We start from the raw sequence: 12,789 nt of genomic DNA, 5'->3' as shown, positions 1-12,789 counted from the left end.
TAACCATCCAATTTAGGATAATATAGACCCGCCAATTAAAAAAAAGACCAGGTTTCAATAACCTGATCTTTTTATCATCAATAAGAATCTACCTCATGACCTTTTTCAACTGCTTTTTCTGATGCTATTTCACTATCTTTGTTTCCTAATGGATGGCTGCTCTGTTGATTTTCATTGGCGGCATTGATCAATCCTTCTCGCAGACGGCGGCCGTAATCCTCATCTGCCTCTACTGCAAGAGCAATCATTGCATCCTGAATTCTTTGATCGCATTGAGACAAATCTCCGACAAGATTGGATATTAATTCATCCTTCTCCCATTGTTCAAATTCTCTATACGTCTGGCCCGCTTGTTTTGTATTGTCATTGCGGTCAATCGACTCGCGAACAAGCTTGCCCGCAACCGTCGGTGTGTATTCCTTGCCGGCAGGTTCTGCTTCTTTTAAACCGCCGAGAATAGATGGTTCATAATTGATATGCTTGTCCTTTCGATCTACATGATATTGCATTTGACCGCCGCTTTGATTAGTGGCAACCTGCTTTTTTGGTGCATTAATCGGCAATTGCAGATAGTTCGCTCCTACACGGTGGCGCTGTGTATCGGAATAAGAGAAGGTGCGTCCTTGCAGCATTTTATCATCAGAGAACTCTAATCCGTCAACAAGGACACCTGTACCGAAGGCTGCCTGCTCTACTTCTGCAAAATAGTCCTCTGGATTTTTGTCTAACACCATCTTCCCGACTGGAATCCAAGGAAACTGGTCATTTGGCCATAGCTTTGTATCATCAAGTGGATCGAAATCCAGCTCAGGATGTTCATCATCGCTCATGATTTGCACCAACAGCTCCCATTCTGGGTAATCTCCTTGTTCAATCGCATTATATAAGTCTAGTGTAGCATGATTGAAATTTGTAGACTGGATTTCATTAGCTTCCTTTTGTGTAAGATTCTTTATGCCTTGCTTTGGTTCCCAATGATACTTCACCAAAACAGCCTCACCTTCACTGTTGACCCATTTGTATGTATTAACACCAGAACCCTGCATCAAGCGATAATTAGCAGGAATTCCCCAAGGTGAATAAACAAATGTCACCATATGAAATGTTTCTGGTGAGCTCGCACAAAAATCAAAGAACCTTTCTGGACTTTGGATATTTGTTACCGGATCTGGCTTAAAGGCATGAATCATATCAGGAAACTTCATAGCATCGCGAATAAAGAATATCTTCAGATTATTACCGACAAGATCCCAGTTTCCGTCTTCTGTATAAAATTTAACAGCAAAGCCCCGTGGATCTCGAAGTGTCTCAGGTGAGTGACCGCCATGGATTACAGAAGAAAAACGGACAAATACTGGTGTACGCTTGCCTTTTTCCTGGAAAAGCTTTGCACGTGTATATTTAGAAATATGTTCATCTCCTGCTGTTCCATATGCCTCAAAATAGCCATGAGCACCGGCACCGCGAGCATGAACTACCCGTTCAGGAACTCGTTCTCTGTCAAAATTACTAATCTTTTCGATGAAATTATAGTTTTCCAATGTGGCTGGACCTCTATTGCCTACTGTCCGAATATTTTGGTTATTCGTTACAGGGTGACCCTGCCTGTTTGTCAAAGTATTGTCTTTTTCATGATTCTTTTCATGTTTTGACTGCTTTTTATCCATTTTTCTTCCTCCCATTCTCCAACATTATTTGGACATAACTCGTCACTACGAAACTACTACCCTATCTTTATTAAAATAATCCTTATTTAATAATAAATATAAAAAAGACGCTGGGACATATGTATGTGAATCTGTTTAAAAACCGAACGATTTAATCAACAAATGATTAAATCGTTCGGTTTATTGTGTTTAATACAATGATTGAAATCTTAGTGGAATGGAGCGGAGGACACTCGACTACTAAGGGAAATAGAGGACGCTTTAGACCCCGCAGGCGAAGACGAGGAGGCTCAGCTTCCTCCCCGCGGAAAGCGAGTGACTGTAGCGCAATGAAACGAACTAATTTTAAACCCATATTCTATTTAGGCAAGTGCTTCATTTTTATTCGTGTTTAGAAAGATTATCTTTTGTTTTGTCCCAGCCTCTTTTTACCTAACTATTATCTCTCACAAGCATAGTTATCCTTGTCTCTATCCATTTTAGACTGATACGCTGGATGTGAGGAATCTACTCCATTTAGATATACTGCTCAAAATTAAGCATCCCAATAAAATTTAGTAATATGGTAAAATTTATCTTACATGTTACTTTATTGCTATTTTTACGATTCTATTTTTTGGCAGAAAGGCAAAAAACTATTTCGATAAAACTATTTACTTCTGTTGCATTCTGTCATTACATACTATTTTCTATCATCTGAAAAAACAATTTAGTATAATTGTATTATTCTAGATTGAAGGAGATATGCTTTTGAAGAAACTCATCAAGAATAAATATATATGGACTTTTGTGACATACCTGTTTATCATGACAATCTTGCCTATCGGAATCCAACTGCTTTTGGACTTGTTTGGAGTGGGGACAACAAAAAGCATGTCATTTGGAGACTATCAAATCAGTACCGCAATGCTGAGCGTTATCCTTAACTTTCTCATTTTGTTTATTATTCTAGGCTTTATCATTTTCCTTTATTTCAAAACATCTTTATTTCAATGGAGAAAACCGAAAGTAAAGGGGAAGGATTTCCTTTATGCCATCTTTGTTTTTTTCGGAGGGAAATTTGTAACCGTCATTGTGATGGTCATTATTGCTTTGTTGTTTGGACTAAATATGGAGGAAGCTCCCCAAAATCAACAAGCTGTAGAGGTATTAATTCATACTAGCTATATTACGATTATTCAAGTGACCATACTTGCTCCAATTATTGAAGAATTTTTCTTCCGTAAAGTGATAATTGGCCATGTTTTTTCCAAATATAAATATGTGGGCCTTATTTTCAGCTCCCTTTTGTTTGGCGGAATGCATATGATGGCTGGTTTCTCTTTAACTGGAATGATTTTGTATAGCGGTTTAGGGTTTTTCTTAGGACTCGTTTATATAAGAACAAACCGTATTGAAACGTCAATTATTGCTCATGGTTTCAATAACCTGGTATCGTACTTATTAGTGCTGTTAATTCGATGAAAGAACTCCCTTTCTTCAAACAAAACAAAGCTTTATTTCCAATGAAATAAAGCTTTGTTTATTATCTTTCATAAGCAAAACGGGCTAGAAACTGCTTTGTCCGTTCCTCTTTTGTTTGTTCGAACACTTCTTTTGGAGTACCCTGTTCAACGATGACACCATCCTCCATAAAAATGATTCTGTCTGCGATATCATAGGCAAAGCTCATTTCATGTGTAACGATCACCATCGTTACTCCTTCTTCAGCAACCTTTTTAATTACCTCTAATGTTTCTCCGACAAGTTCGGGATCAAGAGCCGATGTAGGCTCATCAAACAAGATAACCTCCGGGTTTAGAGCCAATGCTCTTGCAATTCCGACACGCTGCTGCTGTCCCCCGGAAAGCTGGTGTGGATAGGCGTCTTCCTTCCCCTTTAAACCAACCTTTTCTAATAGCTCTAAGCCCTTATTATATGCTGCCGCCTTTGACACCTTTCTTGCGATTACAAGACCCTCCATAATATTTTCTATTGCTGTCCTATGAAGAAAAAGGTCATATTGCTGAAAGACCATTGCTGTTTTTCGGCGAATTTCCAGGATATCCTTAGAGCTTGCCTTTTTAAAGTGGACTTTTTTATCACTAATGGTTAGCTCACCGTCATCTGCTCGTTCAAGAAAGTTCAAGCATCTTAAAAAAGTGGTTTTGCCTGAACCGCTTGGACCTAGAATGACAACAACCTCACCTTTTTTAATTTCCAAGTCAACACCTTTAATAATTTCATTCTTCCCGAAACTTTTGGAGATATTTTTAATTGTAATCATGCGAAGCTTCTCCTTTTGCTGCGGCTGAAATAACGCTCATAGCCGGATGATATTCCTTCAAGTGCAGCACACATTGGCCAGTAGATTAACGATACAGCCACATACGCTTCAAGGAAACGGTAGTTAACATTTGCCTCAATCAGAGCACCGTTTAATATATCCACAACGGAAACCATGGAAACTAGTGAAGAAGCCTTAATAAGAGAAATTAATGTGCTGTTTATCATCGGGAAGGCAATAGGAAATACTTGTGGAATCACTACTCTCTTAATGACCTGCACTCTTGATAATCCTACCGAATAGGCAGCATCGAACTGGCCCTTCGGAATGGCTGTTAGCGCCCCTCTGAATATCTCTGACAGACCGCTTGTTGCGTATAAGGTTAAAGCAAAAATCGCAACCCACCTCCTATCAATATTCTTAAAGCTTATGTCCCAGGACATGGACTTTGCTAGCTGCTCCAGCATATCTGAACTGATAATATACGTGACCAATAAGATAAGAATAACGGGAATTGCTTTAAAAACAGTCACAAACCATTTGAAAAATGTGGAAAGGACAGGAATTTTATAAAAACGTACAAGTGCAATAACAAGACCAATAACAGATCCTAGCAGGAGCGGCACGAACCCTAACAGCAGCGTTGTTGGCAAATAATGCAATGCAGCTGAAAATGCCTTAAACATAAATGGGAAATCGAAGTCCATTTATACCTCCTCCTTTCTTATTTCGTATAATCTGCTCCAAGTACCTCTTGAGATATCTCGGAAAGCTTTCCTTCATCAATTAATTCTTCAAGGGCACCGTCTATATCTTCCTGAAGCTTTGTATCGTCTTTACTGTAAAGATAATATGTTTTAGAAACATAGGCAGGCTCTCCTAATGTTTTTAAATCTGCTTTAAATTGCTCATTTAATTTGCTTACATCGAACTTAGTCAGCAATGTTGCATCTATTGTTCCTGTTTGAAGATCCTTGACAAGTACTTCATTTGATCCGCTGCCGTACACAATATCGATCTTATTATCATGCTCTTTGTTGTATTGCTCCAATATATAGGCATGATTGCTTCCTGTTGATGTGTAAACTGTTTTTCCTGCCAAATCATCTAATGACTGGTAGTTGTTTTTTGAGTTTGCGTCAACAACGATATAACTTGTATAGTCTGTGTAGCCTACTTTCCCATACAAGTATTTGGCCTGTCTTTCATCATTGATTTCATACTGATGTGCTGCCAAATCAATTTTATTTGCATCAAGTGCTGGTAAAATATTTTTAAATTCATATGACTCATATTTAAATTTATATTGTGGCAGCTTTTCATCAACTGCATCAAGAACAGCTTTTTCATAGCCTGTCAGTTTTCCGTTTTCATCTAAATAGACAAAAGGCTGATATGCATTTCCAGTTCCGACGATAATTTCTTTTGCATCAGAATCATTGTTCCCTGCGCTGGCACTTTCTGTACTTTCACCGTTACCGCAGCCCGCAAGTACTAATCCAAGCGCAGCAGTTAATCCAATAATCTTCCAAGTCTTATGTTTCGGCACGATTCTCATGCTATTTCCCACTTTCATCTGTTTTAATTTACTTTGTTTTTTCCATTTGGCAACAGCAGCAGCTTCTTAGCATTAGGTAAGATTGGTGTTCTGATGCTTTTTTTGCTTCTTTTCGGGTACCGATATTTCTTTTCTACCAAACCAAACAACTGCTCTAAGCCAATACTCAATACGATAAAGATAACAGCGGCAATGAAATATCCCTCCATGACTCGATAGTATAAAGCCCCTAAAGTCTGAACCTTGCCCATGACATCTAATATACCTAAAGAAAAGGCAAGAGAAGTGTCTTGCAGCAGGTTGATAATAGACGCTCCAAGGCTCGGCATTGCTATCTTACTTGCTTGGGGTATCAGCACTCTTCGATATGTCTGCCCTTTTGTTAATCCTATTGAGGCTGCTGCTTCATACTGTGATGCAGGAACACTCAATAGGGAAGAACGGAAAATTTCAGAAAAGAACGCAGCTGCATTCAAGCCATAGGTTATATAGATGAAATAGATTTTTTCCCACTGTGATAGGTCAATCCCAATAGAACCGAGCAAACTGGGAAGACCGTAAAAAACGATGAACATTTGCACAAGTATCGGTGTACCTCTTACAAAGGAAACATATACAATACATAATTGGCTTAAAACAGGCACCTTTTCTATCCGAAGATAAGCAATCAGTAAACCTATAGCAGCTCCAATTAAGGTTGCGAATAATACGATCAAAAGGGTCGTAGGAAGGGCACTCAACACTTTCGGGAAGAGGGTAATAACGTATTCCCATTTAAAAAACTCTCCCATGGGCTGCCTCCTTTCTTGTTATACAGAAGTCTTTTCCGCTTTAGCATCGCTAAACGGCGGTGTCCCGAGAATATTTTCATCGAAGCGTTCTGGAATCAATACTTTATACATCAGAATCCCAATGTCGCCATCGTTTTCATGCTGAAAATATTGCTTATACCCTTTCCGTTTATACATATCCAAAAGCCAAGGATGCTTTTTGCCAGAAGTTCCAAGCGTAAAAGCAGGTGCCTTAAATGTGTCTCGCAGCAATGTGTTTTCTACATATTCCAATAATTTATTTCCGATTCCCTGTCCGCTCAAGTCTGGTGCAGTTGCAAACCACCAAACAAATGGATAGCCTGACACTGGTGCTTTACTCTCCCAAGGAAAGCGGATCGTTAAAGTTGAGATAAGTCTGCCGTCCCGTTCTAAAACAACAGCAGTAGAATTGACGATATTCTCTGTTACCATTTCTAGCGTGGCTCTTGTGGATGGCCAGTTGATGCCAAGTTCTCCAACCGACTTGAATGCACTAGACAATAATTCTAGAAATGCTGGGGCGTCTTCTTTTGTTGCGATTCGAAAGATATCTTCACTCATACAAATTCTCCATTCTGTGTATTTTTTAAAAGATATTGGTTTACTTCTAGTTATTAAAAGTCAAGTAGCATAATGCCAATCCCTTGATTAAGCCTCCGCTCCTTCCTTGCCTTTGTTTATATCCATGTATTCTTATTGGATATATATAATATAATATGTTTTTCGCTTCTTGACTAATTAGTATTAATAAAGTGTTAATTCAATAAAACTAATATCAATTAAAACCTATGTTTTTACTTGGTTTATAGTCCGTTTGAAGCTACTTTTTTTGGCTCTTCCCAGATAAAATTAGGTATTTCCTTTCGTAAGACAGGCAGTACTTCCTCGGAAAACCGCTGAATTTGCTCCTTCTGTTCTGCTTCACTAAGACCGTCAACGCTCAACCCTTGCACTTGATGGCCATATGCTTCATGGTATAACAGAATTTTTTCGATAATAGCATCTGCTGATCCGACTAAGGATGGCCCATTTTCAACATAGTCGTCTAAATTCTTAAATGGTGAATTATTATGTTTAGAAGCATCCGTATTCATAAAAGCATCATAATATGGCCGATATTTATTGATTGCCTCCTCCTTTGTGTCAGCAATATATAAACTGCCTGCCCCAGAGCCGATAATGGCCTTTTGCGGGTCATGACCGTAAAATGCCAATCTTTCTTTATAATGGTCAATTAGCTGCTTATATTTTGCAATTGGATGAAAGACATTGGAAGAAAATATCGGCTCGCCGTTTTTGGCTGCTAATTCAGTAGAAGCTGTGCTTGATGCACTTCCATGCCAAATAGGAATGCTCTTCTGGTATGGTCTTGGCTCAATTGTGACATTTTGTAATGGAGCTCTGTACTTGCCACTCCAATTGACAGACTCCTCTGCCCATAATCTTTTTAACAAATCATACCTTTCTGCAAGGGACTCCCATTGTTCTTCCTCAGTAATTCCAAATAGAGGATAATGGCGTGGATCATTTCCTTTTCCTATAATCAAATCTAGTCTGCCTTTTGATAATTGATCTACCGTGGCAAAATCCTCGGCAACTCGGACTGGATCCAACACACTTAAAACAGTAACAGTTGTCAACAAACGTATTTTCGTTGTTTTTGCGGCAATATTAGAAAGCATTACAGCAGGTGAAGAAGAAAGGAATGGCGAACCATGCCTTTCCCCTACCCCAAAGCCGTCAAAGCCCTGCTTTTCAGCCAATACAGCTTGATTAATGACATTTTCCAGCTTCTGATGGGTAGTAAATGTTTCCCTGCTGATTGGATTGGTGTTATTACTAATTAACGAAAATAAGATAAACTTCATAATCCTCCCCCATTTTCATCTTTTGTTTTGGTTTATCCTTACTTATTAATAAAAACATCATTGAAAAGTGGATATCCTTGTGAATCAAATGCTAAACCTTCCACATCATTAGAGGTTGCAACAGTATATGGGAATACATAGATAGGAATAAAATATCCTTGCCCAATCAGTTTTTGCTGGACCTGTTTGTATAATTCCACTCTTTTCTCTGTATCTGTTTCTAGCTCGCCTTCCTCTAGCCACTGATCAATTTCATCGTCATGAAGTCTCGCTAGACTCGATCCACCATTTTCAGGAAGATTTTCAGAGTGGAAGAATAGACGAAGAACATCCGGATCTCCCGCTACCCTGCTGTTGCCGATAACATCATAATCCTTCCCGTTTTTTGTGATATTATAGTATTCTGCTGATGTAGTAATCTCTAGCTTAACCCCTATTTCCTTTACTTGCTGCTGAATGATTGTAGCAATATCGTGACGCTTCTCCCTGTTGACATTACTGTCTATTAAGCGAAGTACCAGCTCTTTACCATCTTTTTCTCTTACTCCTTCACTGTTTTTCTTCCAGCCAAGATTTTCTAATCGTTTGTTTGCATCCTCTACGTCAACCTTGCCTGTATTTTCAAGCGATTTGTCATACCCTAATATGGTTGGTGTTATAACAGACCATGCCCGCTTATATGTTCCTAAATAAAGCGTATTGACGATATTATCGACATCAATTGTTTTTTGCAATGCAATTCTGGCATCAAGCTCGTTCCATGGTGCATTTTCTGGGTTAATAAACAATCCATATGGCATGCCTGCTGTTTCTGTTTCAAAAATTTTCAGGTTGCCATTTGCTTTAATAGACTTCAAGTCTTGAGGTGGTACTGTTTCAACAGCATTCAATTGGTTGCTTTGTACACTGCCGATTCTTGTTGCCTCTTCTGGGATAATTTTGTATGTGAGCTTATCTAAATATGCTTTTCCTTCATGTTCAGCAAATGGTGCTTTCCCTGTGTAATCAGCATATCTTTCCAACACAATTTCATTATTCTCATCCTGACTGACAAACTTAAAGGGACCAGAACCAACTGGATTTGTCGCTAGAGACAATCCATACTTTTCAGCACCTTCTTTGGAAACAATCGCTAATTTAGGCTGACTTAAATTACTTAAGAAGGTTGCTGCAGGTTCAGAGAAATGAATTTTCACGCTATATTCATCTACCACTTCAGATGACTCATAATTTTCAATAAGTGCATATGCACTTGCAGCCTTTGTTTCAGGATTTACGATACGGTCAAAGTTATATTTGACAACCTCTGCGTTAAATTTGCTTCCATCATGGAAGGTAACATCATCTCTTAATTTAAAGGTGAAGGTTTTTTGATCATCAGAGACCTCCCAGCTTGTTGCAAGCCATGGTTCTATCTTGTTATCCTCTGTCTGGTAAACAAGCTTTTCATAAATGCTGTTATTCACCCTTGTTGAAACAGCCATTCCGCTAGTATGAGGATCAAGACTATCAGGGGGTGTTGCTAAGCCATAAACCAATTCTCCGCCTTCCTTAGGTACTGCATCTCCACTGGCAGATGTATTTTCATTTGATTGCTGGCATGCTGTCAACAGCAGCAAAACTCCAAGCATATAAAATAAAATTGATCTTCGCAATCGAGTTATTCTCATCATCTTCTTCCCCCTTGAACAATTGTTTTTTCGCTTTTAACACTAATTAATTGGTAAAGGATAGTGGCAAGCTGTAAATCTACCTTTTTGAATTTCCTTTAATGCCGGCTCTTCCTCTGCACATTTCTCAGTAGCAAAAGGGCATCTTGTTCGGAATCGGCAGCCTGATGGCGGATTTGCAGGAGACGGAATTTCTCCTTCTGCTTTTAGCTTATTTGTCCTTTTTCCATTTGGAATAGAGTCAATCAACACTCTTGTATATGGATGGGCTGGCTCCTGAAAGATGGCTTTACTTGGAGCAATCTCCACAAGCTTGCCTAAATACATCACACCTACTCTGTCAGATATGTGCTGGACGACACCTAAGTCGTGACCGATGAACAAATAAGTTAAACCCATTTTTGCTTGTAGGTCTTGAAGCAAGTTGATTATTTGAGCCTGTACAGAAACATCCAAGGCGGAAACAGCCTCATCTGCCAATATAAAGGCTGGATTTAGCGCTATCGCTCTCGCAATTCCAATTCTTTGTCGCTGTCCACCTGAAAACTCATGAGGATATCTGGATACCCATTCTCGCTTTAATCCGACTTGTTCAAGCAGCTCCTCCACCCTTGATTGTATTTCCTCTCTAGACAGCTTTAAATGCCACTTTAAGGGCTCTGCGATAATCTCACCTATTTTAAGACGAGAGTTGACAGAGCTATATGGGTCTTGAAAGATCATTTGCATCTCTTTGCGGTATTTGCCCATTTTTTTACTGCTGAGGCCTGATAATGGACTGCCACCGTATAAGACTTCTCCCCCAGTCAATTTTTCTAATTGCAGAATGGCTCTTCCTAGTGTCGATTTGCCACTCCCAGATTCTCCAACCAACCCAAATGTTTCGCCTTTATTGATAGCGAATGACACATCATCTACAGCTTTCACCTGTTTTTTTGCTAAGGAAAGGCCTCTGCCAATTGGGAAATGCTTGCTGACATGCTGAACATCCACCAATATTTCAGTGCTGACTGGCTCCGGTTTGGTGACATTAATCTTCTCCAGTGTTTCCTCTTTTGAATAACTCAAGCTCCATTCCGGCTTTGTAACTAATTCCTCAGAATAAAAACAAGCAGCATAGCGGTCATTAACTTTCTCGAGATTTGGTCTCACTCGTTTGCATTGTGTGTTCGCAAATGGGCAGCGGGGATGAAATAGGCATCCTTCTGGCAGCTCATTTAGGCTTGGGATACTGCCTTCAATTGAGTAAAGCTTTCCTTTATTTGCAGTGTCCATCTTAGGAATAGATTTCAGCAGTCCTCTTGTATAAGGATGATGTGGTGTGTGAAATAACTGAGAGACAGTTGCATTCTCCACAACCTCGCCTGCATACATCACGACAATTCTGTCGGCAAGCTCTGCTGCAATTCCTAAGTCATGCGTAATCAGAAGCAAGCCCATATTAAATTCATCCTTTAATGACTTTAATAGCTCAATGATTTGCAGTTGAATTGTTACATCCAATGCTGTAGTTGGCTCATCAGCAATTAGCAAATCAGGCTCACAGGAAATGGCCATAGCAATCATGGCTCTTTGCAGCATTCCTCCTGAAAATTCATTAGGATATTGCTTCATCCGATGCTCTGGCTCAGAAATACCTACTTTTTTGAGTAAGTCGATTCCCTTTTGCCAAGCTGCCTGTTTCGATGATTTTTGATGCTTTCTTATCATTTCCGTTATTTGGTAGCCAATTGTAAAAACTGGGTCAAAGGCAGATAACGGCTCCTGGAAAATCATCGCGATTTTCTTTCCTCTTATATGCTGGAGCATCTTTTCATCGATAGAAGTTAGATTAGTTCCTTGAAAAGAGATATCTCCATTGGAAATTCTTCCATTTTCATATTCTATTAATCTCATAATGGCTTTCGATGTGATTGTCTTTCCGCTTCCTGATTCGCCGACTAAGCAGACCGTTTCACCAGCTTTAATAGACAAATTAAGGTCAGATATAGCAGTTATGCTGCCTGTTTTCGTCTTAAACTCTATGTTTAACTTGTTAATATCAAGCATTAAGCATTGTCTCCTTTCTGCTTTTTCTTCGGATCAAGGAAGTCACGGAGACTGTCGCCGATGATATTTGCTGATAACACAAATGATGTAATTGCAATACCTGGAAATGTAGCAATCCACCATGCGGCTGCCAAATAGCCTCTACCCTGTGACAATAATGTGCCCCAATCAGGAACCTCTTGGACAACGCCCAAGCCTAAAAAGCTCAACCCTGCTCCAAGTAGGATGGAAGAACCTAACCCATTTGTTGCCATGACTAGCAGTGGAGAATAGGCATTAGGAAGGATATGGCGAAAAAAGATGACGAAATTGCTTACCCCAATTGATTTTGACGCAATAACAAAGTTTCGGCTTTTTAAAGTAAGTATTTGGCCGCGCATCAATCTTGCATATCCCGGTACAGCTGCTATGGATATGGCAAGTATTATATTCTTAAGACTTGGTCCCAATGCGGCTGCAAAAGCAAGGGATAGAAGCATTCCTGGGATTGTCATTAATATATCAATAATCCGCATGAAAATAAGATCAACTATTCCTCCTGCATAACCAGCAACAGAACCGATTATCATCCCTGTAGCAGCGGCAGCAATTACTGATAGAAAACCAATTATTAACGACGTTCTGCTTCCATAGACAATTAAACTGAAAACATCACGGCCAAAATAGTCTGTTCCTAAGAAATGAATGCCTGAAGGTGCTTGCATTATTTCTTCTGTAAACATTTTGGTTGGTGCGTATGGTGCTATCCACTGTGGAAAAACTGCACAAATCATTAAAAAAAGGATAATGCCGCAAGCCGCATAAATAAAAGCATGCTCAGGGAGAAAAATCCTTTTTCTCTTTTTAATAACCGAAAACTTTTTGATTTGGCCGGCTAATACCGTTTCTTTCAAGTGATT

At 39.3% G+C, this 12,789-nt stretch carries 11 protein-coding genes and 1 pseudogene; 1 reads left to right on the top strand and 11 read right to left on the bottom strand.

Annotation, left to right across the window (positions count from 1 at the left end; all coding sequences use genetic code 11):
• Nucleotides 1–77: 77 nt before the first annotated feature.
• A complete protein-coding gene (locus NQZ71_RS23995; protein ID WP_317011893.1) occupies nt 78–1,667 on the bottom strand; it encodes a catalase in 1,590 nt (529 codons plus the stop codon).
• A 439-nt stretch (nt 1,668–2,106) separates the two neighbouring features.
• Nucleotides 2,107–2,190: pseudogene (locus NQZ71_RS23990) on the bottom strand (excalibur calcium-binding domain-containing protein); the annotation flags it as partial.
• A 227-nt stretch (nt 2,191–2,417) separates the two neighbouring features.
• Between NQZ71_RS23990 and NQZ71_RS23985 the strand changes: the two are divergent.
• Nucleotides 2,418–3,131, top strand: coding sequence for a CPBP family intramembrane glutamic endopeptidase (locus tag NQZ71_RS23985; protein WP_275008618.1), 714 nt, complete (start codon nt 2,418–2,420; stop codon nt 3,129–3,131).
• Between the two features lie 61 nt (nt 3,132–3,192).
• On the opposite strand, the gene NQZ71_RS23980 is transcribed toward NQZ71_RS23985, so the two are convergent.
• The 9 genes from NQZ71_RS23980 to NQZ71_RS23940 form a co-directional block, all read right to left on the bottom strand.
• Nucleotides 3,193–3,933, bottom strand: coding sequence for an amino acid ABC transporter ATP-binding protein (locus tag NQZ71_RS23980; protein ID WP_144457698.1), 741 nt, complete (start codon nt 3,931–3,933; stop codon nt 3,193–3,195).
• Complete coding sequence (locus NQZ71_RS23975) at nt 3,930–4,640, bottom strand: amino acid ABC transporter permease (RefSeq protein WP_260054974.1); 711 nt, start codon at nt 4,638–4,640, stop codon at nt 3,930–3,932. The genes NQZ71_RS23980 and NQZ71_RS23975 overlap by 4 nt, the downstream gene beginning before the upstream one ends.
• A gap of 17 nt (nt 4,641–4,657) precedes the next feature.
• Nucleotides 4,658–5,491, bottom strand: a complete 834-nt coding sequence (locus NQZ71_RS23970) for a transporter substrate-binding domain-containing protein (protein WP_317011892.1) — start codon at nt 5,489–5,491, stop codon at nt 4,658–4,660.
• 23 nt (nt 5,492–5,514) lie between these two features.
• Nucleotides 5,515–6,282 (bottom strand): amino acid ABC transporter permease, encoded by a 768-nt coding sequence (locus NQZ71_RS23965; protein ID WP_144457704.1) that lies wholly within the window; start codon nt 6,280–6,282, stop codon nt 5,515–5,517.
• 18 nt (nt 6,283–6,300) lie between these two features.
• Nucleotides 6,301–6,864 (bottom strand): GNAT family N-acetyltransferase, encoded by a 564-nt coding sequence (locus tag NQZ71_RS23960; RefSeq protein WP_317011891.1) that lies wholly within the window; start codon nt 6,862–6,864, stop codon nt 6,301–6,303.
• Nucleotides 6,865–7,106: 242 nt separating this feature from the next.
• The gene (locus NQZ71_RS23955) at nt 7,107–8,171 is read right to left on the bottom strand and encodes an LLM class flavin-dependent oxidoreductase (protein WP_317011889.1); all 1,065 of its coding nucleotides are present in this window, start codon (nt 8,169–8,171) and stop codon (nt 7,107–7,109) included.
• A gap of 38 nt (nt 8,172–8,209) precedes the next feature.
• On the bottom strand, nt 8,210–9,844 hold the full coding sequence (locus tag NQZ71_RS23950) for an ABC transporter substrate-binding protein (protein WP_317011888.1): 1,635 nt from the start codon (nt 9,842–9,844) through the stop codon (nt 8,210–8,212).
• Nucleotides 9,845–9,883: 39 nt separating this feature from the next.
• Complete coding sequence (locus NQZ71_RS23945) at nt 9,884–11,890, bottom strand: ABC transporter ATP-binding protein (protein ID WP_317011887.1); 2,007 nt, start codon at nt 11,888–11,890, stop codon at nt 9,884–9,886.
• Nucleotides 11,890–12,783 carry an ABC transporter permease gene (locus tag NQZ71_RS23940; protein ID WP_394374140.1) on the bottom strand — a complete coding sequence of 298 codons (894 nt, stop codon included), beginning with the start codon at nt 12,781–12,783 and terminating at the stop codon, nt 11,890–11,892. The genes NQZ71_RS23945 and NQZ71_RS23940 overlap by 1 nt, the downstream gene beginning before the upstream one ends.
• Nucleotides 12,784–12,789 lie beyond the last annotated feature (6 nt).

The sequence above is a fragment of the Niallia taxi genome (assembly GCF_032818155.1).
GTDB lineage: Bacteria > Bacillota > Bacilli > Bacillales > Cytobacillaceae > Niallia > Niallia taxi_A.
The sequence above is the reverse complement of the archived record's forward strand: the minus strand, read 5'-3'. Positions and strand labels throughout refer to the sequence as shown.

What these genes read in the sequence shown, in the direction of transcription:
- NQZ71_RS23995 (WP_317011893.1), bottom strand. Translation starts at nt 1,667, where the DNA reads ATGGATAAAAAGCAGTCAAAACATGAAAAGAATCATGAAAAAGACAAT.
- NQZ71_RS23980 (WP_144457698.1), bottom strand. Translation starts at nt 3,933, where the DNA reads ATGATTACAATTAAAAATATCTCCAAAAGTTTCGGGAAGAATGAAATT.
- NQZ71_RS23975 (WP_260054974.1), bottom strand. Translation starts at nt 4,640, where the DNA reads ATGGACTTCGATTTCCCATTTATGTTTAAGGCATTTTCAGCTGCATTG.
- NQZ71_RS23970 (WP_317011892.1), bottom strand. Translation starts at nt 5,491, where the DNA reads ATGAGAATCGTGCCGAAACATAAGACTTGGAAGATTATTGGATTAACT.
- NQZ71_RS23965 (WP_144457704.1), bottom strand. Translation starts at nt 6,282, where the DNA reads ATGGGAGAGTTTTTTAAATGGGAATACGTTATTACCCTCTTCCCGAAA.
- NQZ71_RS23960 (WP_317011891.1), bottom strand. Translation starts at nt 6,864, where the DNA reads ATGAGTGAAGATATCTTTCGAATCGCAACAAAAGAAGACGCCCCAGCA.
- NQZ71_RS23955 (WP_317011889.1), bottom strand. Translation starts at nt 8,171, where the DNA reads ATGAAGTTTATCTTATTTTCGTTAATTAGTAATAACACCAATCCAATC.
- NQZ71_RS23950 (WP_317011888.1), bottom strand. Translation starts at nt 9,844, where the DNA reads ATGATGAGAATAACTCGATTGCGAAGATCAATTTTATTTTATATGCTT.
- NQZ71_RS23945 (WP_317011887.1), bottom strand. Translation starts at nt 11,890, where the DNA reads ATGCTTGATATTAACAAGTTAAACATAGAGTTTAAGACGAAAACAGGC.